This window comes from Rhizorhabdus wittichii, from assembly GCF_017607425.1.
Taxonomy (GTDB): Bacteria; Pseudomonadota; Alphaproteobacteria; order Sphingomonadales; family Sphingomonadaceae; genus Rhizorhabdus; species Rhizorhabdus wittichii.
Window position 1 is genome coordinate 2001063 of record NZ_CP059319.1, and the last position, 23140, is coordinate 2024202.

Sequence of the window (23140 nt, forward strand, 5' to 3'; positions counted from 1 at the left end):
GCTCCCGTAACGAGTCGGGAGGGAAGCATGGCTGTCTTCATTGTGAGTTACGATCTGCGCGCGCCTGGGCGAAATTATGAAAGCTTGTACAAGGAGCTGAAATCCGTCCCCTACGCGCACGCCTTGGAGTCTTTACTGGCTCATCGAAACCGATGGCCCCGCAACTCGCGTGGTGGACGCACTCGCAGCTCATATGGATAAGAACGATGGCCTAGCCGTAATCGAGTTCACGCCGCCGGCTGATTGGGCGTTGCAGGGGATCGGGAAGCCATCAATTGAGTGGGTTCAGGCGAAGCGCCCTTGACCGCCCCATAGGGCAATCCATCGATCTTGAACTGGATGCCCATAAGGCGAGCAACGGCCGCAAGGATTCTAATCCGCATAATGGTACTTAGATACCATTATTTAGGCTTTGGTTCAACCGACCGCTTCTCCACCAGCTTCTTGACCCTCTCGTCAAAGCGCGCCTCGTCATCGTCGCATTCCAGCTCGCGCGCGGCTTCCTTGAACTTGTCGAGTTGGGATTTGGGTTGATCGGTCATGGTGCCAAGATAGCACGACGTGAGCGAGAGGTGAAACCGCCAGCCTCCCTTGGGAGGCTGGCGGCCCGGACGATCCTAGATCAATCCCAACTGATTATCGTTCGCGGAACTGCGCTTCCCGGTATTCACCTCGGAAACACGTCCCTGATTGATGCCGAGATCGGCCGCGATATCGTGCTGCATGTGCCCAAGGGCCAGGCGGCGCTCGATTTCACGAACAGTCTCATCAGTCAGTTTTGCGCGGAAACGTTCCGCTGGTCGGGTAGTCATACATTTACCTTTCGTATGTACGACCAGTCTTGACGGGTGTCCCCAACTGTGGAACTAGGCCCCTCAGTTGGGGATTTACCCGGTTGCACGCTTGGTCTGCGATGACGTGCAACTTGCCCCGAGATCGGAGAGCCCGGCGTTGGCGCGTCGGGCTTTCTTCATTTCTCGGGACTATCAACCGTGAATAGCTTCTCCTTAACCTCGTTGCCGTATGAACCCTCAGGCGCTATATCCGCATTGGAGAGACGGTGGACCTAGAGGGACTTGCACCCTCGGGGCGACAGGTGGGTAGCCGACACCCCGCACTATGCTAGGCCCACGCTCTGGACGCCCCGCTGGAAACGGCGGGGCGTTCGCACATCAAAAGGGCACGTCATCATCTAATCCCGCAGCATCAAAGGGATCGGATTTTCTGGGGATCTCGTCCCAACTGCCGCTGATTCCGCCGATACCCGCAACAACTTCGGGCTGCGGTTGTGCCGAATAGACGCCCTTCCGGTTAGGCACCGAATAGACGAGGCCCTTCTGCGCCATGCGCCACAACTTGTTCTGGAGATACCGGCGCGTCTGGACAGAACCAAAGCGGCGGTAGAGTTCGATCAGCACCTTATCGAGGTCAACCTCATCGCCGCCAGCCTTTACGACGGTGAATATCTGCTCCTCCAACTCGTCGACCTTGATGCCGGCGAGTTCCTTCATCAATTCCGGGGGGAGGTCGCTGAGATCGCCATAAGAGGCGGGAATCGGCTTTGTCTTTTGCCGGAGGTCTTCGACTTCCTCAACAATCGCGTTCAGGAACCCGATACGCTTGTCGTAAAGGTCGACCATTTTCCGATCGCCCTTGTCGTCAGCGGCCTTGCGCCAAGTCGCTATAAGCCGCACGAAAGACTTGACCGAATCAACGTGATCCGACATAAAAAGGTCCTTACCGAAGGGGCTTAGGCGCAGTTTGCCGACCTAGCCGATGGCCCCGAAATTAGCTCGGTCCCCACAGGGGATTCGGGCTAATTTTCGTTTAATCAGAATTTCTTACGGATTGTCAACGCAGATTCCGCTTCCGCTGCGCTCAACTCTGATTTTTCCACAACATTGCACCAACTCTGCGGATAACTTTGCGCTACCATGCCGCTATGCGCGTCGGAACGCGATAGTTCTCCGGCCCCGGTGAGGCCGTGCCCGCCAGCGCTGATTTCGAGGTTTTGGACCGGCACGCCGTTTAGGGCTGGAGGTCAGGCCCGCGATAGGTCAGCCGCTTGCCAACGATGCCCTTCACCGCGTTGTCGGTGCGGGCCTTGTCATCGATGCCGAGCTTGGCGCGGTTGCAGTACCGGAAGTCGAACTCGGCAAGATAGCGGTGCAGATGCTGCTCGCCGCAGTGTTGATAGACACCCTTCATGCCGCGCTTGAAGATCGAGAACGAGCCTTCAACGGTGTTCGTATAAACGTCGCCCCGGCCATATTCGCCGATCGAGTGATTGACGGTTTCGTGGCTGGCGAAGTCCTTGCCGAGCATCTTGTAGAGACGGGCCTGATCGGTGATGAGGCGCGCCTCCTTGGCGATGTTGGCCTTCACGATCGGCTCCACATAGCAGGAGATCATTTGGTCGAAGTTGAACGAGCGTATCTGGCCGCTGTCGCGATCGACGAGGCTGATGACCTTCATCTTGTGCGCACCGCTCTGGCGGATGGGCTGACCCTTGAGAACGCCGATATAGGTTTCGTCCACCTCGACCGAGCCACCGCCCGAACCGAACGGCACGGCCAGTTCACCGGAGCGCAGGGCTTCGCGGATGCGGTGCGACAGGAACCATGCCGAATTGTACTGCACTTCGAGGATGCGGCTAAGCTGATGGGCGCTGATGCCCTTCTTGCTCGACATCATGAGGTGAACGGCCTGGAGCATCTTGTGCAGGGGGAGCTTGGCGTCCTCAAACACGGTGCCGACCTTGGCGGTGAACTGCTTGCGGCACTCGCCACACTTCTTGAGGCCGTGGCGGACGATGCCCTCGGGGTTCTTCTTGCTGGGTTTCGAGCGGACGCCCTCCAGCTTGTACACCCGGCCACCGACAACGCCGCAATGTGGGCACACGACACCGTCAGCCCAGATCACGCTTTCGAGATATTCGAAGGCGGCGGCTTCATCGTGGAAACGGGGCTGGGATAGAACGGACATGACGGCTTAGCTCCTTGCCGTTGTTTCTACTCCGTTCCGTTGGGTTTGTCAAATACGTAATCGCCAGAAAAAGTCAAGAACAAAACGAGAACAAAAGGTGCAGAACAGCCCGCCGTCAAGCGGGCGTCACTCCATTCAGCCGCAATAGTCGGGGGTGATCGATTCCGATCCCTTGCGGGTCTGCCAGCCGCCGTCCTTCAGCTTATAGACCTGGCCGGGCTTGACCGCGCGGAGCGTCTGGCAGGCCGTGGTCTGGGCGAACTGGTCGACCGTCACGTTGCGCGCGGCGGCGACCTGGGTGTAGCCGGCGCGGCGCTTGATGTTGATCGCGTCGACCGCCGCCTTGAGGTCGCCCGAGGGCGGCGAAACGAAGCCGAGATAGCCGTCCCACTGCTCGCCGACCTTGCCGGCCGAGAGCGCCTGCTCGACGACCGGGTCGGCGGCGAGCGCGGGGGCGGCCACGGCCAGCGCGGCGGCGGCGATCAGGCTGGTCTTGAACAGGTTCATCATTGCGGAAACAGCTCCGGGTTGTTGGCGATGAAATCCTCGGCATCCTTCTGGAGCCGAACGACCACCTCCTGCTTCACATTGACGTTGAGGTTGATCTCGATCGGCTTGTCCGGCGCCGCGACCTGGATGCAGCCGGCCAGCAACAGGCCGGGAGCGATCACCATCGCGGGCGCCAGGGCACCGATAGGGGCGAACGTCGTCCTCTTCATGGCCTGACGCTCGCACCGCAACGCTTCATCGTCAATCTCGGGATGTTCATCGCATGGCCTCGCTTTACCTTGGCTGAATGGGGGCTGAATGGGGACTGAACGGGGACAGGGCGGCACGGTTCCGGCCGGAGTGCTCAGACCGCGATCGCCCCGGCCGCGGTGTTGCGCAGCACGATCGAGGGATCGACGAAGGTCTGCGCCGAGTTGACCAGCCCCCGGAAGGGCGCCGAGATGGTGATCTTGAACCGGAAGGGCAGCCGCGTGATCGGTGCGAGCAGCCGGCCGACGATCCCACCGTTGCGCGCGGTTTCCTGCGGCTTGTCGTTGGTGCCGTCGAAACGGACCTGGCTGACGATCTCGCCGTCGAGGCTGCCGTTGAGGTCGATGGTCAGCCGGTCGTAGCGCATCGACTTGAGCGCGTCGAAGGCGATCCGCGCCATCCGGCCGAGATCGGCGTTGGTGACGTCGCCGACATAGGACAGCGTCCCGCCGCCCGGCCGCACCTTCAGCACGCCATTCTCGATCCGGCCGCCCTTCGCGTCGAAGACGATCGGCAGCAGGCCGTCGAACGTGCCGGTGACGGCGATGTTCTTGAATTCGAGCTGCTGGACGAAGGTGGCGGCGTCGAGGCCGGTGATGCGGAAGGTGAGGTGGCGGGCGACCGGCTGGGCCATGTCGAGCACGGTCGGCTCGAGCGCGAGGGTGCCGCCCGCGAACGGCCAGACGCCGTCGCTGACCGCCAACATGCGATCGGGCAGGATGCGGTAATGGATGACGCCGTCGGTGACGGCGACGCCGGGATTCGCCTCGGCGATCGTCACCGTCTGATCGGGCGCGGTGACCAGGCCGAGCAGGTCGGTGAAGCGGATCGTGCCCTTGAGTCCCGTGACGGGGCCGAAGGCGGCGGCGAGGCTGAGGCCGTCGGTGCGGAACTCCCCGTCGCTCGCCACATCGCCGCCGGCCCAGCGTATCCGCCCCTGCCCCTCGATCGTGCCGACGACGTTGGCGATCATGCCCAGCGTCAGCGGCGTGACCGCCTCGGGCTGGAGCGCCTTGCCGAAGCGAAGCTGGTCGACGTCGAGCACCGCATCCCCGGTGCCGCGCGACAGATCGTGCCGAACGGCGACGCGGGAGACGGGCTGGTTCGAGCGCGGCTCGCGCAGGGTCGCGGTCGCGGCGATCCGACCGCCTTCGAGCGTGAGCCGGACATCGTTCGCGACCAGGGGATGGAATCGCGGCGACGCGGTCTCGGCATCGGCGACGCGGACGGTGCCGTCGAGCGACAGGCGGCTGCCGGCGAGCGCCCATTGCCCCCCGCCCTCGGACAGAAGCAGCGGCACCGCGGCGAGCTTTCCGGCCGTTCCCTCGAAGCGGCCGCCAAGCCCCTGCGGGCTGACGCGACCGTCCAGCGTCGTCACGTCCAGCCGCGTCGGATCGGCGGGATCGCCAAGCCGGACGGCGAGGCCGTCGAGGCGGAAGCCCGGCCGGGCCACCGCCACGTCGATCGAACGGGCGGCCATCGTCAACGGCTGGTCGCCCAGCCTGCCCCGCAGGCGCGGCGTCGCGATCCGGGCGCCGCCGAACATCCCGCCGGCCGGGGTCCGCCCGACCAGCGCCCCGCCGACCGGGCAGAGCGGCAGGCTCGAACGGCCGATCACCGTCCCGGCGATGGCCAGCCGGCGGAAACCGAGCGGCGCGCAGGCGGGGTTGAGGACGAAGCCCCCCTTTCCGCCGGCGGCGAGTTGGATCGGCAGGTCGAGCCCTTCGACGCGGCCATCGGCGAGCGGCCCGTCCATCGTCACCCGCGTCGACACCAGCGTCCGGCCGCCGGTCCCCGGCCCGAAGCGGATCGGCGCGAAAACCAGCCGCGCGCCATCGACCGCATAGGGCTCGACCGTCGCCGATCCGGTCAGCGGCGCGCCCGGCATCGCCTGCCGCAGGCTGACCAGCGCCCTGGGGAGTCCCCCGCCCGACAGCTCGACGCTGGCATTGGCGATCGGCCCGCCATCAGGCCAGCGCCAGCCCAGACCTTCCGCCTGTTCCGAACGGACCAGCAGACGGGCGCCGCCCGGCGAGGCGAGCGCCAGGCGGTCGACGCGCAGGCTGTTGCCCTGCCCGGCCCGGCTGAAGGTGAAGCCGGCCGTTCCGTCGACGCGGCGGCCGGCCTGGCGGAGCGCCTTGCCCCAGGCGCTGAGGATCGGCCCGACCGGCGTCGCCTCCGCCGCCGCCAGGCTGCGGACGAGACCATCGACCATGGCCGGATCGACCCGGCCGCCGGCTAGGCGCAGATCGCCGGCGACCGAAGCGCCGCCAGCGCGCGGATCGATCCGGTAGCCGGCGTCGAGCGCCAGTCGATCGAGGCCGGATCCGCCCGACAGAACCTGTTCGGCGGCCAACCGCGCCTTGCCGGTGATGCGATCGGCGGAGGCGTCAAAGTCAATCGGCCCGGCCAGTCGACCGATATGGGTCGTTCCCGCTTCTATTCCGCCCTCGACGAACGACAGCCGGCCGGTCCAGCGGGTCAGGTCGCTCTTCCCCTTGGTGTCGATCGCCAGGCGCGGCGCGCGGACGACCGCACCGGGGCAACGGAGTTCACCGGCCGTCGCGATCCCCCTAACCGAGGGACGCCCGCCGTCGACCTGCAGCCCCAGCCGCGCAGCGATCCCGTTGGCCGCGCAGCCGCCGCTCGCCAGCCGGTCCGATCCGAGCACCAGCGTCCCGCGAAAACCATCCTTGAGATTGCCGCCGCCGTCGAGCGTGGCGTTCACCCCGCCCTGCGGCGTCGCAATGTCGGCCCGGATCGTTCGTGCGGTCAGGATCATGTCGGGCAATGAGAAGGGCTGGTCGCTCTTGGTTGCCGGCAGCAGCCGGTCGATCGCACCGAGCGACAATTTGCCGTCGACCAGCCGCCCGTGCAGCCGCACCCCGCCGGCATCGACAGCATGGACGCGGACTCCCGAAAGGCCGATCGCCAGCTCGATCTCCGCCCAGTCGGCGGTCAGGTCGGGCGCGCGCGGATCGCCGATGCGGATCGCCTCGATCCGATGTGTCCGGATACCGATATGCGCGAGCCGATAACTGGCCGGCACGTTCCGCGTCCGCAGCGCATCGTCGATATAGGAAGCCGCGATCGGCACCCGCTCGATCCAGAGCCAGCCAGCCCCGCCCGCGAGCAACACGGCCCCTGCACCGGCCAGGATCAGCGGGCGGGACAGGCGACGGGAAGCATCCTCCATGGGCGCACGCTTAACCGCTCGACGGGCGCGCGTCACCCCAGAGGAAGCAATCGCGCCGACGCAGCCGACATATCGGTCCCTGCCCGGAAAACATGGTTAACCAACCCTCAACGCTTTGGGCCTATTCCCTCGACCCTAGCGAAACATGCGGCGGAGGCGGCCGGTTCCTGCGATCGGCGGCCGTGGAGATTCGAGTGACCATCCAGAATGCCAATGCGATCGTCCAGCGGATCGGCCCCTGCCGGATCGCCCTCGATCAGGCCGCCTTTCCCGAACTGAGCCGCGAATTGGCCCTGATGGGCTGCGAGACGGCCGATATCGCAACCGGCTTCCCGCCCCGGCCGCACGGCCTGACCGCCGGCTTCCTGTCCTGGACCCAGCCTTGCGCGAACCGGGCCTTCGCCGCCGCGCTTCGCCCGTTCGACGGGATGGATGTCCTCGTCCTGCAGAGCGACGGACAGGAGCGCCGATCGCTGGAAGGCGATCTCTTCGCGGCAGGCTGGCAGCGGCACCCCGGGGGCATGATGCCGGGCGAATATCCCGGCTGGACCGCGGCCACCCTGCCGGGCGTCAGCATCTGGCAGCGGGTGCGCGGCTCGCGCGGCGAGTGGCTGGGCAAGGGCGTCGAGGCCGATGCCCTGATCGCGCGCTACGCGACCGCCGCCACCCATGTCCGCCCCGGCGACCGGGTGCTGGTCGACGGTATCGGCGCGGCCGACGGTGCCTCGATCCTGATGGCCTCGTCGCGCGCCGGATCGGTCGTCCGGGTCGATGATGGACAGACCAGTGCCGGTGGCGAAACCGTCAACGAGCAATTCGACCGGCTGGCCGACGAATCGATCGACCTGATCGTCGCGATCGAACCCGCCGTGCCGACCGATTGGCTGGCCCGGCTCGACGATTATGCACGGCTGCTCAAATATGACGGCCGTATCGTGATCGGCTGGCGACAGGGGAACGGCGACGCGAAGCGACCCGCAAGCTGGGAGGATTTCAGCGACGCCGTGTCGGATCGCTTCCTGCCGGAGAAGCGCTATGTCGAGACCGCGCTCGGCCCGGACCCGCAAGGTGCCCGTGCGATCTTCCCGATCGAGGCCGACCAGGTCGCCGCCACCGACTGGTTGATGCTCGTCGCGTCGGTCAACCCGCTGCTGGGCGCCGCCCATGCGCAGGGCTACGATCACCCCGGCTTTCCGCGAGCCCGGGGGCCGCTGCCGGCGCTGGTCGACTTCGGCAGCGCCTATGACAATCCCTGGCTCTACCGGTCGATGGTGCAGATGGGCGAGCGGCTTGGCCCCGACGTCAAGCTCGCCCGCCTCGCCGAATGCGTGATCGAGGATTCGCGCGAGGATTCGGCGGATCGCGGCGCGGCGATCGCGGTGCTCGGCTATCGGGTGCTGGAGATGCGGCGCGGCGATCTGGCGCTGTCGATGCTGCCGCTGATCGAGGCCTATGTCGGCCTCCCGCTGACCGACGACATGCCGGTCCATGTCCGCCGCTGGCGGATCTCGCTCGCCTTCCTCGCCGGACGGCTCAACGAGCTGGCGGACGACCGCGCATCCGCGAAGCGCTGGTATCGTGCAGCGGCCGAAGCCGACTGGTCGGGCTTCTCGCCGCTGCTGGCGACCAAGAGCATCGCGGCCGCCTTCTTCGAGGCGCGCATCCATCTCGCCGACGGTGATCCACAAACCGCGCTCGCCTGTTTCCGCCAGGGCGCCGATACCGCGCTCAAGGCGGCGGCCTTCCCGCACGATCGGCAGATGGGACCCGATGGGCAGCCGCTGCCCTTCTATCTGCAGGAACTGGCGGAGGTGATCGACATGGGATCGCAATGCGCCAATGCGCTGGCCCATTTCCCGCTCTGGCAGCGCGATCCGGGCCTGTTCTGGCGCCAGGTCGACATCCGCCGCTTCGGCCTCGCCTCCTGGGCGCGCGATCTCGAACGCGAGAATGAACGGCTGCGGGCGGCCTAGGAGGGATCGTCATGTACCAGGCTAGGGATATCCGCGCGAAGGTTCCCGCCGCCAGCCGCCAGCGCATTCTCGACCAGGGACGCGAGGTGCTGGGAGTCGAGGCCCAGGCGCTAACGCTGCAGCGTGATGCGCTCGATGAGGATTTCGCGCGGGCCGTCGAGCTGATCCTGGCCACGCAGGGACGCGTGGTGGTCAGCGGCATGGGAAAGTCTGGCCATATCGCCCGCAAGATGGCGGCGACCTTCGCGTCGACCGGAACGCCGGCGATCTTCGTCCATCCGGGCGAGGCCGCGCATGGCGATCTGGGGATGTTGCTGGCCGGAGATCTGCTGGTCGTACTCTCCAGTTCGGGGGCGACGCCCGAGCTCGGCCCGATCATGACCTATGCGCGCGACCTCGGCTGCCCGATCGTCGCGATCAGCGCCCAGCGCCATTCGCCGATGGCGCGGCTCGCCAGCGCGGCGATCATCCTGCCCAAGGTGCGCGAGACCTGCCCGGTCAACATCTCGCCCACCACGTCGACGACGCTGATGCTCGCGCTCGGCGATGCATTGGCGGTGGCGACCATGTCGATGCGAGGGATCACGCGGGCGGAGCTCGAGCGGCTGCATCCGGGCGGCCATATCGGCCTGCGCCTGCTGCCGGTCAACGACATCATGCATGTCGGCGATCGGCTGCCGCTCGTCGTGGCGACCACGCCGATGCGCGAGGTACTGCTCATCATGACCGAGAAGAGCCTGGGGATTGCGGGGGTGCTCGACGGCGACGGCCGGCTGGTAGGCACCGTCACCGACGGCGACCTGCGACGCAACATCGACCGGCTGCTGAACAGCGTGGCGGGCGACGTGATGACCCGCCATCCGAAGACAGTACCCGACGGCACCTATGCCGAGGACGCCAAGGCGATCCTGGCCGCGAACAAGATCACCGCCCTGTTCGTGATGGATCATGATCGGCCCGACACGCCGATCGGCCTGATCCACATCCACGATTTCAACCGGATCGGCATGAACTGAGGATCGACCGTCGACGACGATGGCACGGCCGCGAAAATCGGTTAGCCTGCGCAACGATGACGACCACTTCCACCGATCCCGCCACCGACGCCAGCGGCCATCGCGCGCGGTTGCGGCGGCGGCTGGCCGAAGGCGGCCCCGACGCGCTGCTCGATCATGAGCTGATCGAATATCTCCTCGCCCTCGCCATTCCCCGGCGCGACACCAAGCCGATGGCCCGCGCACTGCTTGCGGAGTTCGGAGGGCTCGGCCCGCTATTGTCCGCAGACCCGGAGTCGCTTGCGCGGGCGGGACTGAGCGAAGGCGTGGTCGCGGCCCTCAAGATCGCCGAGGCGTCGGCGTTGCGCCTGCTCCGCAGCAAGGTGCAGGACCGGCCGATCCTCTCCGACTGGCAAGCGCTGGCCGATTATCTGCGCGCCGACATGGCGCACCGCGCCGTCGAACGGGTCCGCGTCCTGCATCTGAACAGCAAGAACGTCCTGGTGCGCGACGAGCTCGTCTCGGAAGGCTCGGTCGACCAGGCCGCCGTCTATGTCCGCGAGATCATCAGGCGTGCCCTGGAGCTCGGTTCGGCCGCACTGATCATCGTCCACAATCATCCATCGGGCGATCCCCAACCGAGCCGCCAGGATGTCGAACTGACCCGGGAGCTCATCGCCGCGGCCAAGCCGCTCGGCATCGCCATCCATGATCATGTCGTGGTGGGGACCAGAGGCCAGGCCAGCCTGCGCGCGCTCGGGCTGATATGAAAAGGGACGGCTCATCGGCCGCCCCTCTCCTCCTCCAGGTTCGCGAACGCTTCAGGCCGACAGGAAGATCGCCAGTTCGTTGGGCGATATCATCCGATCCTTGTCGGTATCGGCCTTGGCGAAGTCGCTCGCGGTTTCGTTGAGGACCTTGACCGCCGGCAGGTCCGCCTTCTTGCCAGCCTTCGTCTTCTCGACCTGGGCGGTCATGTCCTGGCCCTTGGCCGCCATGATCCAGTTGCCGAATTCGAGCGGCGTCAGCTTGCCCTTGTTGCCTTCGTCATATTTGGCCCATTCGGCGTTGACCCTGGCGGCGGCATCGGCCGTTGCCGTCTGTTGAGCGGGAGGCGCCGGAGACGCTGCATCCGCAGTTGCCGGTGCGGGTGAGGTGCTCGCTGCATCCGCCGCGGGCATCGTCGACTGGGCGACGGGCGGTGCGGGAGCCGCCGCATCCGGGGCCGCCGGAGCGGCCGCCGTCATATCGGCGGGAGCCGTGGTGTCGGCCGGAGGCGGGGCGGTCTCGGCGGGAGGCGGAGCAGCCGCGGTATCGGGCGCTGGCTCCGCACCCGTGCTCTGCGCGAAAGCGGCGCCCGACAGGGCGAGCATCGCGGCTCCGCCCATCAGCATCAGCTTGTTCATATCGTCTCTCCTGGCATCGGATCGAAATTCGTTCGGCTTCGGGTGTGTCCCGACATTCCGATCAAACCCGCGATCCGACGCCCGGTTGCTCGATTCGGCGCTGCAACGGCGCGCCGTGTCCCAATCCGGGGCGAAGCTGACATTCTCACCGGCCGGGCGCGCGCGATGGGCCGAGTCGGGACATGACGTCCGCAGCGCAATTGCCCCCAACACCCCCCTCTGCTAGGCGCGCCTCGCATATCGACACGCCAAGCATGAGGACGAGCTATGATCCCCCGCTATTCCCGGCCGGAGATGGTCAAGATCTGGGAACCGGAAACGCGCTTCCGCATCTGGTTCGAGATCGAGGCGCATGCGACCGACGCGCTCGCCGAGCTGGGGGTCGTACCGAAGGAAGCCGCCAAGGCGATCTGGGAAAAGGGCGCGTTCGAGGTCGATCGCATCGACGCGATCGAGGCCGAGGTGAAGCACGACGTCATCGCCTTCCTCACCAATGTCGCCGAGCATGTCGGCGAACCCGCGCGGTTCATGCACCAGGGCATGACCTCGTCGGACGTGCTCGACACCTGCCTGGCGGTCCAGCTCGCCCGCGCCTCGGACATCCTGATCGCCGATCTCGACAAGCTGCTCGACGTCATCAAGCGCCGCGCCTTCGAGCATAAGATGACGCCGACGATCGGCCGCAGCCACGGCATCCATGCCGAGCCGGTGACCTTCGGCCTGAAGCTCGCCCAGGCCTATGCCGAGTTCGCCCGCAACCGCGAGCGGCTGATCGCCGCGCGCAAGGATGTCGCGACCTGCGCGATTTCGGGCGCGGTCGGGACCTTCGCCAATATCGACCCTCGGGTCGAAGCCCATGTGGCGGAGAAGATGGGCCTGACCGTCGAGCCGGTGTCGACGCAGGTCATCCCGCGCGACCGCCACGCGATGTTCTTCGCGACGCTCGGCGTGATCGCCTCGTCGGTCGAGCGGCTCGCGACCGAGGTCCGCCACCTGCAGCGGACCGAGGTGCTGGAAGCCGAGGAATATTTCTCGCCCGGCCAGAAGGGTTCGTCGGCGATGCCGCACAAGCGCAACCCGGTGCTGACCGAGAACCTGACCGGCCTCGCCCGCCTCGTCCGCGGCTATGTGACCCCGGCGCTCGAAAATGTCGCCCTGTGGCACGAGCGCGACATCAGCCACTCGTCGGTCGAGCGGATGATCGGTCCCGACGCCACCGTCACGCTCGACTTCGCGCTCGCGCGCCTCACCGGCGTGATCGACAAGCTGCTCGTCTATCCGGCACGGATGCAGAAGAATCTCGACCGGATGGGCGGCCTCGTCCATTCGCAGCGGGTGCTGCTCGCGCTGACCCAGGCCGGAATCAGCCGCGAGGATGCCTATCGGATCGTTCAGCGCAACGCGATGAAGGTGTGGGAATCGGACGGCGCGCTGTCGCTGCTCGATCTGCTCAAGGCCGATCCGCAGGTGACCGCCGCGATCAGCGAGAAGGAACTCGAGGAGAAGTTCGACCTCGATTACCATCTCAAGCATGTCGACACGATCTTCGCGCGAGTGTTCGGCTGAACCGCAACCGCGTCGATTGTCAGCGGACGTCATGAGAGGCATGGTTCGCCGAGCCGTCCTCCATGGCGGATCGGACGGGAACGGAGCGACACGCGACGCATGACCCCCGCGCCGATCCTGGTGCTGATCGTCAACTACCGCACGGCGGCGCTGACCATTCAGGCGATCGAGTCGGTGCTGCCGGAGGTGCGATTACGTGGCGACGCCCATGTCCTGGTCGTCGACAATGGTTCGGCCGACGGCTCGGCAACCCTGTTGGCGGAAGCCATCGCCCGTCTCAATGCGGACGATTGCTGCTCCTTGCTGGCACTGGACGACAATCGCGGCTTCTCGGCCGGGAACAATGCTGGCCTGAACCATTATCGGCAGGCGGCAGCCGCCCATGGCGATGCCACCTGGCCCGACTATGTCTGGCTGCTCAATCCCGACACGGTCGCGGAACCCGGCGCGCTCGGCATGCTCGTCGACTTCCTGGCCAGTCATGAGCGGGCAGGTCTGGCGGGCGGGAGATGTCTGCGACCCGACGGATCGGTTCGTCACAGCGCGTTCCGTTTCCACTCGCCGCTGAACGACTTCATCGCCGCGCTCGATCTCGGTCCGCTCCGCAGGCTGCTGCGCCGCCATGACGTGGTCATGCCGGTCGTTGATCATCCGTGCCGCTCGGAATGGCTGTCGGGATCGCATATGATGATCCGCGGCGCGGTGTTCGATCGGATCGGCCAGTTCGATGCAGGCTATTTCCTGTATTTCGAAGAGACGGATTTTTGCGCGCGGGCTGCCGATGCGGGTTTCGAGGCCTGGCATGTCCCCGCCAGCCGAATCGTCCATCTCGGCGGCGAGTCGACCGGCTTGACGGAGCAGAGGCCGCCGGAGCGCCGTCCCCGCTACTGGTTCGCGTCGCGGGCGCGTTTCATGATCCGCCGCCATGGGCGGGCCATGACCCATCTCGCCAATCTGCTCTGGATATGTAGTTGGCCGATCGGGACGGGCCTTGCGCAACTCAGGCAACGCCCTCGCCCGAACCCGCCCCACTTATGGCGCGACTTTATCTGCCATAATTATGGCGTCGGGGGAGTGATGTACCAACGCACCCCGACCGTCGTCCGGTCGACCGCTTCCTAACCAGCGCGCGCGGCCACTGCCAATTCGGCGTTGCGTTGCGCCGCTGCCGACAATGTCGCGCGCATCAGCGCCTTCAAAGCTTCGTCGCGATCAAGGACGTTCAACCCTTCGCGCGTCGAGCCTCCCGGGCTGGCGACCCGGTCTGCCAGAACCGCCGGCCCCTCATTGGAGCCAGCCGCGAGCAGGGCGGATCCCTTCACCGTCGCCGTCGCAAGACGCAACGCCTGGCCCGCCGGAAGACCGAGCGCCTCGCCGGCTTGCGCCATCGCCTCGATGAAGCGGAACAGGAAGCCTGGGCCACAGCCCGACAGGGCCGTCACCGCATCGAACAATTTTTCTTCGTCGACCCATTCGACCAGCCCGAGCGACGCGACCAGTCCGGCCGCCTCGTTCCGCGCTCCTTCGTCGGCATCCGACGAATAAAGGGCGGTCACGCCCTCGCCAATCGATACCGGCAGATTGGGCATCGCCCGAACGATCACATCAGCGCCGAACACATCCTTCAGCGTCGTGGTTTCGACACCCGCCAGCACCGACAACAGCAGGCGCGGCGCCCTGGCTTTGGCAGCGAAGAGCGGCGCGATCTCGCCCAGCTGCTGGGGCTTGATCGCGAGAACCAGAATGTCGGACTGCTCATCGCCCGAGGGAATTTCGCGCAGCAGCGCCACCCCGTCCGGCACCTCGGCCACATAGGGGTCGATAACCGTGATCGGCCGCGTCCAGCCGGGTGAGCCCAGCCAGCCACGCAGCATCGCACCGCCCATATTGCCGGCGCCGATCAGCCAGAGCGCGCCCGTCGTCATCCGATCAGGCCTCGCCTTGGGTGTCGATCATCGCAGCAGCGATCGCTTCCTGCGGAGATTTGTCGCTCCATAGGACAAACTGGAAAACCGGATAGAAGCGCTCGCATTCATCGATCCCCGTCTCGATCAGCGTTTCCGCCTGCTCGAGCGTCAGGATCGCATCGCCGGCCTGGTTCTCCAGCAGCGCGGCATGGCGGAACAGCACCATCGAGGAACTGGTCCACATCTCGAAATGGCCAAGCCAGAGCTGCTCGTTGATCAGGCCAATCGTCTCGTACATCGCGGTCCGCTTGTCGGCGGTGACCCGGATGTCCGGAAGGGCGAGAAACTGTAGGACGCGATCCTCCTCGCGCCACACCGCCCTCAGCTCATACTGCGCCCAGCTGCCCTGGAACTGGGCAACGATCTCCTCGTCTCCGGCACGCTGATAGTCCCAGCCGCGAGCCGCGAAATAATGCTCGAGCATGTCGATGGGCGCGCTGGCGTCGCGCGCGGATTCAAAGTCGTCCACGTCCATTCGGGCTCTACTCCGCTGCCCAGAGCATTCTTTCCGTGGCGCGGAAAGCGGCTCGGTTCAACCCGCTCGGGCCACAATTCTGTGGATAGCTGCGCCTCAACCGTCCTTCTTCTTGCCTGCGGCCGGCGCCAACGCGTCCAACCGCGCCTTGAGTTCCTCGACCTCGTCGCGCGCCGCGGCGGCCATCGCCTTCACCGCGTCGAACTCCTCCCGGCTGACGAAATCGAGGCCGCCGATCCACTCCTTGCTGCGCTCCTTGAACGCAGATTCGGCTTCACGCCCCATGCCGGCCAGCGTTCCGGCCGCACCGTTCATGAACTTCACGAAATCGTCGAACAGGCGATTTTCGGACTGCATGGTCAATTCCTTCCTTCGCCGCCTTGCGGCGGTCATTGAATGATTATCTGGGTATCTCCGCGGACCGGCACAAGGGTAACCCCATTGGGGTTGCGCTCATGGATCTGCCAGTTCAGCATTCCCGCGAACAGCAGCCACGCCAGATAGGGCAGCATCAGCATCCCCGCCGCCGGCCGAATTCTCCAGAAAACCAGCGTCGTCGCGCCCGCCCATAGCAGGATGGCGGCGATCAGCCCAAAGGCCAGCATGATCCGGTGCATCGCGAAGAACACCGGGGACCATGCCAGGTTCAGACCGAGCTGGATCAGGAAGAGCGCGACCGCGACCCCACGCCCCTTGGCTCCGCGCGCATTGAGGATCATCGCAAGCGCGAGGGCCATCAGGACGTAGAGGATCGACCAGACGGCGCCAAATACCCAGGCGGGCGGCATCAGCGCCGGCTTCGAAAGCGCATCGAACCACGGATTGCCTTCGTCCGAATTGGCTATCCGGCCAGAAATCGTGCCCAGCAACAGGATTGCGGGAACGCAGATCAGCGCCCAGCGCATGAACGCAACCCGCAGTTGACGGGGCGAGGCCAGTTCGGCCATCAGCGCTCCCCCTGCCCGCCGTCCTGCCGGACCGCTCCGATCAGGAATTCGACATTGCCTTCCGGTCCCGTGATCGGACTGGCGGTCACGCCGGCAACCTGCCAACCCTGCCCCTCGATCCAGGCGGCGACTTCGGCGCAGACGCGTTCATGCACGACCGGATCCCGCACCACCCCGCCCTTGCCGACCTCCTCCCGTCCCGCTTCGAACTGCGGCTTGATCAGCGCGATCAGATGCGCGCCCGGCCGTGCAAAACCCAGAGGCGCCGCCAGCACCTTGGCCAGCGAGATGAAACTCGCATCGCATACGACGACGTCGATCGGTTCGGGAACATGCTCGCTCGTCAGGAAACGCGCGTTGGTCTGTTCGTGGACGACTACACGCGGATCGTTGCGCAGCTTCCAGGCAAGCTGGTTGGTGCCCGAATCCACCGCATAGACCCGCCGGGCACCGCCATTCAGCAGCACGTCGGTGAAGCCGCCGGTCGAACTTCCGACGTCGATCGCGACGGACCCTTCGACACTCCAGCCGAAATGCTCAAGTCCATGCGCCAGCTTGATCCCGCCCCGCGAAACCCACGGATGGTCGCGCCCGCGCACCTCGATCGCTGCATCGGGCTTGATTGGCTGACCGGCCTTCTCGATCTTGCGCTCACCGGAAAAGACGAGCCCCGCCAGGATCAACGCCTGCGCCCGCGACCGGCTTTCCACCAGCCCGCGATCCACCAGCAACTGATCGGCCCGCACGCCCGACGCCATGAGTTCTCTCTAAGGAATGGTGGGCGGTGACGGGCTCGAACCGCCGACCCTCTCGGTGTAAACGAGATGCTCTACCAACTGAGCTAACCGCCCAAGTTCCGGGAGCGCCGGCTTACAGGCTTCTGATCAGATCGCAAGGGCAAAGCATCCGGCCATATTGGCCGCTCGGCAAACACCAGCCGTTCCTGTCGATCACCCGGTGATCTGGATCGATGTGCACCTGCAGCCCGTGCGGCAACCAGGAGACTTATGGGCTATGTGGTGAGAGAGGGAGCCATCCAAACCCGAAACGGTGTCTCCGGCGGCGGGATCATGATATCGGCGACGGCATCCAACTGATCGAAATCGCTCAGAACACGCACATTGGCGTGATATTCCGAGTGCTCTTCGACAATCGGGATTCCGCCATCATAGCCGGTAACGATCGTATAGGAACCGATACGGTCGAGGCAGACGTCGAGGACCGGTTCACCATCCTCGGCGATCAGGCCGGCGGCGAGCAGAGCCGCATCCATCGTGGCCTGGTCGCCAGCGCGCAGATAGAGATCGATCATGCGGTAAGCCTCTGAAGATCAGCGTTGGGAAGGCGACGATTATAATAGGTGATGGAACGGATATGGCCGTTGAAGAAGAAAGTGCCATTCCGATGGCCGATGCCCAACCGGTCCAAACCGACGGGAACGGTGCCAGCCGTGTCGGTAAGCGGCGCCGCCCCATCGAGCACAGAGACGAAATCGTCGACCTTGTAGGTCGTCCCCAACCCGTGGACTATTCCCATGACAGGCGTGGAGTGCGTCATGCTGGCAACAAGCATCCCGCCCGAGGTGTATTGTACGCGCGTGTTGGCAGCGTCCGGCAACCGCAGCTCGATCAGGTTGCTATTACTCCCATCTGAAGCGGTGAGTAGCATGTTTTGCACGGAGTAACCCAAGCTCTCAAACTCAGCAACGAACGCGCCCTCATTAGGGTTGAACCAACCAGAGAAATTCGCCCCGGAGACAATCGGAAAGTCAGGCGCACGCGTTACAGTGCTGGCACCGGTCGGAATGTAAGATGTAGCAAAGCTGCCGGCCTCGACCATAATCCCGCTAACTTTGAAGGTCCGAGCACTGTTGGCTGCATATTTGATCACTCCACAACTTGAACCAGGGGCTACACTCGTCGTAAGCGCGAGGCTGATGCGATAAAGCCCTCCCCCATAGCTCTCTACCTTCCCACCATTCGCAGCCGTCGGGGCGAGCACGGTTCCCCCGAGGTTGAATACAAAGTCGTTGGCTGGATGCTGGGTGGCATTATTTCCGAACGCCGGAGCACCACCATCATCCATTCGAGCGAATATGCTGATCACGCGCGGTGAGGACGCCGGAACCGCATAATTGGTCACATAAAAATAGGGGCTAGATGTCCCATCATATCCAAAGGCAAGTCCAGTCCCCGAGATCAGCCCGGCGAACGTCGTCGCCGTAACGAGAGGTCCACGGCTAGCCGGGAGCCCGTCGGCGAACTCGCTTTGGATGAGATAGTTCGTCCGCGGCTCCTCGATCAGCAAACCTCGCATCTCGAGCGTGACCGGATCATAATCGAAGCGCGGTACATTATTACCGACTGTCTCGATTATTCCCGCAGCATTGACACGCGTCGCCGCCGAACCTCGCGTGAAGGCTATGCGGCTATCAAAGGTGCTTTCGGCTAGGAAATCAAACGTCACTGCAGGCCCACTATTCGAACCACCAGCCAATACTCCAAGCCCCAGCCCAAGGCGAAGCTCCGGCTTGCGCAACCGCGCGAACGGACGGGAATGGAAATCAGGGATCATCTTTCAACCTCTTTCTGTTTCTCGGCCCAATCCTTGGCGTTCCCCAGGCGCACGGCTATCGCGGTGCATTTTCGGAGGTCTGCATCCAGGAGGGATAGTCGATCGGCGCCGCCAGCGACGCCGGCAGCGTCGGGAACGCGGGGCAAATCCGCTCCTTGCCCGACACCGCCACCTGATGCGCGCAGGCGGGCAACATAAGCAGCGAGACGACTATTGGCACTCGCCAGATCTGCGGATTGTTTCGCATTGGCTTCCTCGGTGATGTCGTTCTGCCGGCGCTCCGTAGCGAGCGCCTGCCGGAGATCGGCGATTTCCCGCCTCTGCTGGGCGTCAGCGAATTCCGCCGTGACCGTCTCGCGCTCGTCGGCCCGGATATTCGCGATGACATGGCGCGCGCCCAACCAAAGACCGATCAGCAGGGCGATCGGTACGCCGATCTTGAGGATCGGCCCCAACGGGATCATGCGTCGGCATCCTTGCCGCCCGGCGACGGCACCAGAACGCCGATCACGCCGACCGCGATGACGATCCAGCTATATGGGGAAGGCAGCGCCGCGGCCCCCGTGACGGCGAGGCCGATCGCAGCCCATGTGGTTCGCTCGACAAGTCGCTGCTTGAGATAGGCGCTCATTCGCCGACCTCCTTCAACCAGGCGGCGACATCGAAACTCGGACAAGCTTTCGCCACGCCCGGCCAGTCACGATGCCCGCGAATGATGATGCCGGGATAGCGCGCCCTATAAGTTCGGATCAGCGTCAGCAACGCCATCTTCTGAGCATCCGTCCGCGTGTCAGCCGGCCTGTTGTTCGTCTCGACCCCGCCGACATAGCAGATGCCGATATTGCCGGTGTTGGCGCCCCCGACATGCGCGCCGCGCTGATCGTCCCGCAAGGTCCGCACCCTGTTTCCGTCGATATCGACCACGTGGTGGTAGGATATCTGTCCGAACTTCCGGACATCCCATTGACTGATCGTTGCAGCCTTCACGTCACGCCCACGCGGTGTCGCGGCGCAGTGGATCGTAAGATACTCGATCTTCGCCGGGTCCATATATGCCGGTGTCGTCATGACATTTCCCCTCCCGCTTTCGCGATCTCGACGAACTGTTCGACCATGTCGGAAGGCGGTGTCGTCGGATTCGGGAACGCGGTGCGGAGCAGGTCGTCCGCCAGTCCGAGCGCGCTGTTCGTCGGATCGATATGCCTGAGCGCGCTCGACACCAACTCGAACGAAATCCGCAACGCCGCCATCTGAGTATCGCGAGCCTCGTCCTTCGCCTCGAGCAGTCCGAGCCTCATTTCGAGCCGCTCGACATAAGCCGTGCGGCCTTCATCGATGCGCTTTTCCTTCGCTTCGAGCTCATCCCGCCAGGTTCGGAGCTTATCCTCCCGGGTCTGCCGGGCATGATCGCTCCGTCCGAACAGCCATTTCACGCCACCGCCCAGAAGCGTCAGCAACGCCAGCGCGCCGCCGACCCATCCGCCGGCCTCCACAGTGCCCCAGCTCATCAGCTCGTTCTCGTGATGTCGTAGGTGGCACTGCCCAAGCTGGTCTTCAGGCCGTCGGCATCCCGCACGACGAGGTCAAAGGAGCCAGTGACGTAATCGCCGACGATCAAGCCCGACCAGATGAGCATGGGATTCTGGGCTGTCAGGCTTGACAGGCTGATCTTGCTCGATCCGGTCTTGGTCCACGAATAGATGTAGGGCGGCCTGCCGCCGATCGGGTTGCTTCCCGGCCCGCTCGCCGTGCCGGAGGCGCTGCTCACGGTCGAAATTTGGCCGGGCCAACTTACATTGGAATCGAACGAGGGAGGCGGCGGTGGAGGAGGCGGGCTGGTCGGGACTGCCACGGTCGCGGATGCCACCTGCAGGATGCCCGACATCAGTGTCCGTCGTCGGGACATTTGGCGCAGATGGTTGCGCAGAGAAGAGGAGATCGGGCCTCGTCTGGGGTTGATGTTTAGGCGGCGAGCTTGCGGTGAAGCAAGCGTCGCTGTTCGATGGTCTTTCGCTTGATGCGTTTCCTCCGTTCGATAATGGCGGCGGCCCTGCCGAAATAGGCGTCGGCCGGTGTCACGTTGTCGAGGCTCTCGTGATAGCGGCGATGGTTATAATGCTCGACGAAGGCCTCGACCTGCCGTTCGAGATCGCCAGGCAGGAAGTAGTGCTCCAGCAGGATGCGGTTTTTCAGGGTCTGGTGCCAGCGCTCGATCTTGCCCTGGGTCTGGGGATGTAGCGGAGCGCCGCGAACATGGCTCATGTCATGGGCTTTGATCCAGTCGGCGAGTTCGCCGGCGATGTAGCTCGGTCCGTTGTCGCTGAGCAGCTTTGGTTTGTGCCTGACGGTGGCGTGGTCGCAGCCTGAGGCTTCGAGCGCGAGTTGCAGCGTGTCGGTCACGTCCTCGGCCCGCATCGTGGTGCACAGCTTCCAGGCGATGATGTAGCGCGAGAAATCGTCGAGCACGGTGGAGAGGTACATCCATCCCCAGCCGATGATCTTGAAGTAGGTGAAATCGGTCTGCCACATCTCGTTCGGGCGGCTGGTCTTGCGATGGAACTCGTCGGCCGCCTTGACCACGACGAAGGCCGGGCTGGTGATCAGGTCATGCGCCTTGAGCAGGCGGTAGACCGTTGATTCCGAGACGAAATAGTCCTTCTCATCGGTGAAGCGCACCGCCAGTTCGCGGGGCGACAGATCGGACTGCTCCAGTGCCATCTCGACGATCTGGTCCTGAATGGCGCCGGGGAGGCGGTTCCAGACCCGGCTCGGCGCGGAAGGACGATCCTCCAGCGCCTCGGGGCCGCCTTCGAGATAGCGATCATACCATCGGTAGAAGGTCCGCCGCGCGACGCCCAACTGGTCGAGGGTCCGCTTCGCCGGCAGGTGCGACTGCTCGACGATGCGGATGATCTCCAGCTTCTCGGATCCCGGATACCTCATTCGGGGTCTCCCCCATCCGCGATCATGCTTTTTTTCAGCAGCCGGTTTTCGAGCGTGAGGTCGGCGACGGCCTCCTTCAGGGCACGCGCCTCACGGCGCAGATCCTGTACCTCGCCGCTCGTCGCGGCACGGGCGGTGTCGCCCGCCAGCCGACGCTTCCCGGCCTCCATGAACTCCTTTGACCAAGTATAATACAAGCCCTGGGCAATGCCCTCCTTGCGGCACAGCTCCGCGATGCTGTCATCGCCGCGCAAGCCCTCCAGAACCACGCGGATCTTGTCCTCCGCCGAGAAATGCCGGCGTGTCGCGCGCCGGATATCCTTCACCACCTGTTCGGCCGACGCCTTGGGTTTGCGGGCCGATTTTACGCTTGAGGATTTGGGCTTCATCTTCGTTCCTTCGTCACTACGACGAAGCCCAAATCCTCCTTACATCACAACCTCAAATCTGTGCCATTGGCGCTGACGGCGGACAGGGTATATAAAGATCAATAAGATGGCTACGAGTCCGATCATTGATCAAGCCCTTGCGACGGCTACCGAGCGCGCCGCTAGAGAGCTTGTATCTTGTCGCCATTGGGGCGGCTCTAGCTATGTAACGCTCCCTCTCGTCGGGCCGGACGGATCTTCCATCATTATCCGCGTCACTCAGGATATGCTGGGGTTTAAGATAGACGACGCTGGGGCAACCCACCGCGATCTCCAGCGTCTCGGCCTTGAACGCTCTTTCACCCGTACGGCAGCTTCTGTGATCGGAGAGAACGAAGTCTCGATCAACGATTCTGCGCTGGTCACGTTCGCGACGGGTCCTGACGACCTGGGACAGGCGATCATGGAGGTTGGTCTAACTGCTTGGTCTATTATGGATCGCATTTATGATCGACTTGATGACGCCAGCGAAGATGAAATCGCTCAAGATTTGCGCGTGCGCCTAGCTAATATCTTTGGATCAAGCCTTGAAGACAAACAAACGATAGGTGGCCTGTCTACAACGCTTTGGAGCGTGTCGGCGATCCTCCATGTAGATCATAAACTAGCCGTCTTTCAGGCCGTAACTGACCACGCAAACTCTGTTTATCGTGCCAGTGCTGCTTTTCATGATCTAGCCTCGCTCCCCGACCCGCCCGCGCTTGTGGCCGTGGTTAAGGACAAAGCTCAATTGGGCCCGAAGCTTTCGATCCTTTCCCAAGCGGCCCGCGTTATCGAGCAATCGCAACCTGATGATGTTTATCGGAGGGCTGCGCTTTGACTAGATTGACGTTGTCTCAGGCTCTTGCCGAGGATCGGCTAGATGAGTTTGCCGCTCAAGCCGAGGCAGACGGTTACGGCCCTGCCGATCGCGCTCAATTTGAAGC

At 64.4% G+C, this 23140-nt stretch carries 27 protein-coding genes and 1 tRNA gene; 7 read left to right on the forward strand and 21 right to left on the reverse strand.

Features of this window, described 5'->3' with window-relative positions:
• Positions 1 to 401 precede the first annotated feature (401 nt).
• On the reverse strand, positions 402 to 542 hold the full coding sequence (locus tag HRJ34_RS09445) for a hypothetical protein (RefSeq protein WP_208633943.1): 141 nt from the start codon (positions 540 to 542) through the stop codon (positions 402 to 404).
• 30 nt (positions 543 to 572) lie between these two features.
• Between HRJ34_RS09445 and HRJ34_RS09450 the strand changes: the two genes are divergently transcribed.
• On the forward strand, positions 573 to 845 hold the full coding sequence (locus tag HRJ34_RS09450) for a hypothetical protein (protein ID WP_208633944.1): 273 nt from the start codon (positions 573 to 575) through the stop codon (positions 843 to 845).
• 327 nt (positions 846 to 1172) lie between these two features.
• Here HRJ34_RS09450 and HRJ34_RS09455 read toward each other — a convergent pair whose 3' ends face one another.
• From HRJ34_RS09455 to HRJ34_RS09475, 5 genes are all read right to left on the reverse strand, one after another.
• The gene (locus HRJ34_RS09455; RefSeq protein WP_208633945.1) at positions 1173 to 1727 is read right to left on the reverse strand and encodes a hypothetical protein; all 555 of its coding nucleotides are present in this window, start codon (positions 1725 to 1727) and stop codon (positions 1173 to 1175) included.
• A 301-nt stretch (positions 1728 to 2028) separates the two neighbouring features.
• A complete protein-coding gene (locus tag HRJ34_RS09460; RefSeq protein ID WP_208633946.1) occupies positions 2029 to 2985 on the reverse strand; it encodes an IS1595 family transposase in 957 nt (318 codons plus the stop codon).
• Positions 2986 to 3120: 135 nt separating this feature from the next.
• Positions 3121 to 3492: a YdbL family protein gene (locus HRJ34_RS09465; RefSeq protein WP_016745679.1), complete on the reverse strand. Its 372-nt coding sequence runs from the start codon at positions 3490 to 3492 to the stop codon at positions 3121 to 3123.
• On the reverse strand, positions 3492 to 3659 hold the full coding sequence (locus tag HRJ34_RS09470; RefSeq protein WP_086013179.1) for a YnbE family lipoprotein: 168 nt from the start codon (positions 3657 to 3659) through the stop codon (positions 3492 to 3494). The genes HRJ34_RS09465 and HRJ34_RS09470 overlap by 1 nt, the downstream gene beginning before the upstream one ends.
• Positions 3660 to 3838: 179 nt before the next feature.
• Entirely contained in the window at positions 3839 to 6940 is a 3102-nt protein-coding gene (locus HRJ34_RS09475) for an intermembrane phospholipid transport protein YdbH family protein (RefSeq protein WP_208633947.1), read from the reverse strand.
• A 194-nt stretch (positions 6941 to 7134) separates the two neighbouring features.
• Here HRJ34_RS09475 and HRJ34_RS09480 point away from each other — a divergent pair, with 194 nt between their 5' ends.
• The 3 genes from HRJ34_RS09480 to radC are packed head-to-tail and all read left to right on the forward strand — an operon-like array spanning position 7135 to position 10678.
• Positions 7135 to 8913, forward strand: a complete 1779-nt coding sequence (locus tag HRJ34_RS09480) for a hypothetical protein (protein ID WP_208633948.1) — start codon at positions 7135 to 7137, stop codon at positions 8911 to 8913.
• Positions 8914 to 8924: 11 nt separating this feature from the next.
• On the forward strand, positions 8925 to 9929 hold the full coding sequence (locus HRJ34_RS09485) for a KpsF/GutQ family sugar-phosphate isomerase (RefSeq protein WP_208633949.1): 1005 nt from the start codon (positions 8925 to 8927) through the stop codon (positions 9927 to 9929).
• 56 nt (positions 9930 to 9985) lie between these two features.
• Positions 9986 to 10678, forward strand: coding sequence for a RadC family protein (radC, locus tag HRJ34_RS09490; RefSeq protein WP_012050650.1), 693 nt, complete (start codon positions 9986 to 9988; stop codon positions 10676 to 10678).
• A gap of 51 nt (positions 10679 to 10729) precedes the next feature.
• On the opposite strand, the gene HRJ34_RS09495 is transcribed toward radC, so the two are convergent.
• Positions 10730 to 11314, reverse strand: a complete 585-nt coding sequence (locus HRJ34_RS09495; RefSeq protein ID WP_208633950.1) for a hypothetical protein — start codon at positions 11312 to 11314, stop codon at positions 10730 to 10732.
• Between the two features lie 267 nt (positions 11315 to 11581).
• On the opposite strand from HRJ34_RS09495, the gene purB reads away from it, so the two are divergent.
• On the forward strand, positions 11582 to 12880 hold the full coding sequence (gene purB, locus HRJ34_RS09500; RefSeq protein ID WP_012050648.1) for an adenylosuccinate lyase: 1299 nt from the start codon (positions 11582 to 11584) through the stop codon (positions 12878 to 12880).
• Positions 12881 to 12979: 99 nt separating this feature from the next.
• Positions 12980 to 14002: a glycosyltransferase family 2 protein gene (locus tag HRJ34_RS09505; protein WP_208633951.1), complete on the forward strand. Its 1023-nt coding sequence runs from the start codon at positions 12980 to 12982 to the stop codon at positions 14000 to 14002.
• On the opposite strand, the gene proC is transcribed toward HRJ34_RS09505, so the two are convergent.
• From proC to HRJ34_RS09575, 14 genes are all read right to left on the reverse strand, one after another.
• A complete protein-coding gene (gene proC / locus HRJ34_RS09510) occupies positions 13999 to 14805 on the reverse strand; it encodes a pyrroline-5-carboxylate reductase (RefSeq protein WP_029993396.1) in 807 nt (268 codons plus the stop codon). The genes HRJ34_RS09505 and proC overlap by 4 nt on opposite strands.
• A 4-nt stretch (positions 14806 to 14809) precedes the next feature.
• Positions 14810 to 15322, reverse strand: coding sequence for a type III secretion system chaperone family protein (locus HRJ34_RS09515; protein WP_012050645.1), 513 nt, complete (start codon positions 15320 to 15322; stop codon positions 14810 to 14812).
• 96 nt (positions 15323 to 15418) lie between these two features.
• Positions 15419 to 15679 (reverse strand): accessory factor UbiK family protein, encoded by a 261-nt coding sequence (locus HRJ34_RS09520; RefSeq protein WP_012050644.1) that lies wholly within the window; start codon positions 15677 to 15679, stop codon positions 15419 to 15421.
• A gap of 32 nt (positions 15680 to 15711) precedes the next feature.
• Entirely contained in the window at positions 15712 to 16269 is a 558-nt protein-coding gene (locus HRJ34_RS09525) for a TspO/MBR family protein (RefSeq protein WP_030092332.1), read from the reverse strand.
• Complete coding sequence (locus tag HRJ34_RS09530) at positions 16269 to 17027, reverse strand: TlyA family RNA methyltransferase (RefSeq protein ID WP_208633952.1); 759 nt, start codon at positions 17025 to 17027, stop codon at positions 16269 to 16271. The genes HRJ34_RS09525 and HRJ34_RS09530 overlap by 1 nt, the downstream gene beginning before the upstream one ends.
• Before the next feature lie 17 nt (positions 17028 to 17044).
• A tRNA-Val gene (locus tag HRJ34_RS09535) sits at positions 17045 to 17120 on the reverse strand.
• A 161-nt stretch (positions 17121 to 17281) separates the two neighbouring features.
• Positions 17282 to 17581, reverse strand: a complete 300-nt coding sequence (locus HRJ34_RS09540; RefSeq protein ID WP_208633953.1) for a hypothetical protein — start codon at positions 17579 to 17581, stop codon at positions 17282 to 17284.
• Entirely contained in the window at positions 17578 to 18843 is a 1266-nt protein-coding gene (locus HRJ34_RS09545; protein WP_208633954.1) for a phage head spike fiber domain-containing protein, read from the reverse strand. Before HRJ34_RS09545 ends, HRJ34_RS09540 begins: the two co-directional genes overlap by 4 nt.
• A complete protein-coding gene (locus tag HRJ34_RS09550) occupies positions 18840 to 19307 on the reverse strand; it encodes a hypothetical protein (protein ID WP_208633955.1) in 468 nt (155 codons plus the stop codon). Before HRJ34_RS09550 ends, HRJ34_RS09545 begins: the two co-directional genes overlap by 4 nt.
• Positions 19304 to 19474, reverse strand: a complete 171-nt coding sequence (locus HRJ34_RS09555; RefSeq protein WP_208633956.1) for a hypothetical protein — start codon at positions 19472 to 19474, stop codon at positions 19304 to 19306. Before HRJ34_RS09555 ends, HRJ34_RS09550 begins: the two co-directional genes overlap by 4 nt.
• On the reverse strand, positions 19471 to 19911 hold the full coding sequence (locus HRJ34_RS09560; protein WP_208633957.1) for an N-acetylmuramoyl-L-alanine amidase: 441 nt from the start codon (positions 19909 to 19911) through the stop codon (positions 19471 to 19473). The genes HRJ34_RS09555 and HRJ34_RS09560 overlap by 4 nt, the downstream gene beginning before the upstream one ends.
• Complete coding sequence (locus HRJ34_RS09565) at positions 19908 to 20351, reverse strand: hypothetical protein (RefSeq protein WP_208633958.1); 444 nt, start codon at positions 20349 to 20351, stop codon at positions 19908 to 19910. The genes HRJ34_RS09560 and HRJ34_RS09565 overlap by 4 nt, the downstream gene beginning before the upstream one ends.
• Positions 20351 to 20611, reverse strand: coding sequence for a hypothetical protein (locus HRJ34_RS09570; protein ID WP_208633959.1), 261 nt, complete (start codon positions 20609 to 20611; stop codon positions 20351 to 20353). Before HRJ34_RS09570 ends, HRJ34_RS09565 begins: the two co-directional genes overlap by 1 nt.
• Before the next feature lie 194 nt (positions 20612 to 20805).
• A protein-coding gene (locus tag HRJ34_RS09575; protein ID WP_150289884.1) for an IS3 family transposase occupies positions 20806 to 22175 on the reverse strand; the annotation gives its coding sequence in 2 pieces (ribosomal slippage) (positions 20806 to 21821 and positions 21821 to 22175; 1371 coding nt in all).
• Positions 22176 to 22281: 106 nt separating this feature from the next.
• Here HRJ34_RS09575 and HRJ34_RS09580 point away from each other — a divergent pair.
• Positions 22282 to 23034, forward strand: a complete 753-nt coding sequence (locus HRJ34_RS09580) for a hypothetical protein (protein WP_208633960.1) — start codon at positions 22282 to 22284, stop codon at positions 23032 to 23034.
• The last annotated feature ends 106 nt before the right edge of the window (positions 23035 to 23140 follow it).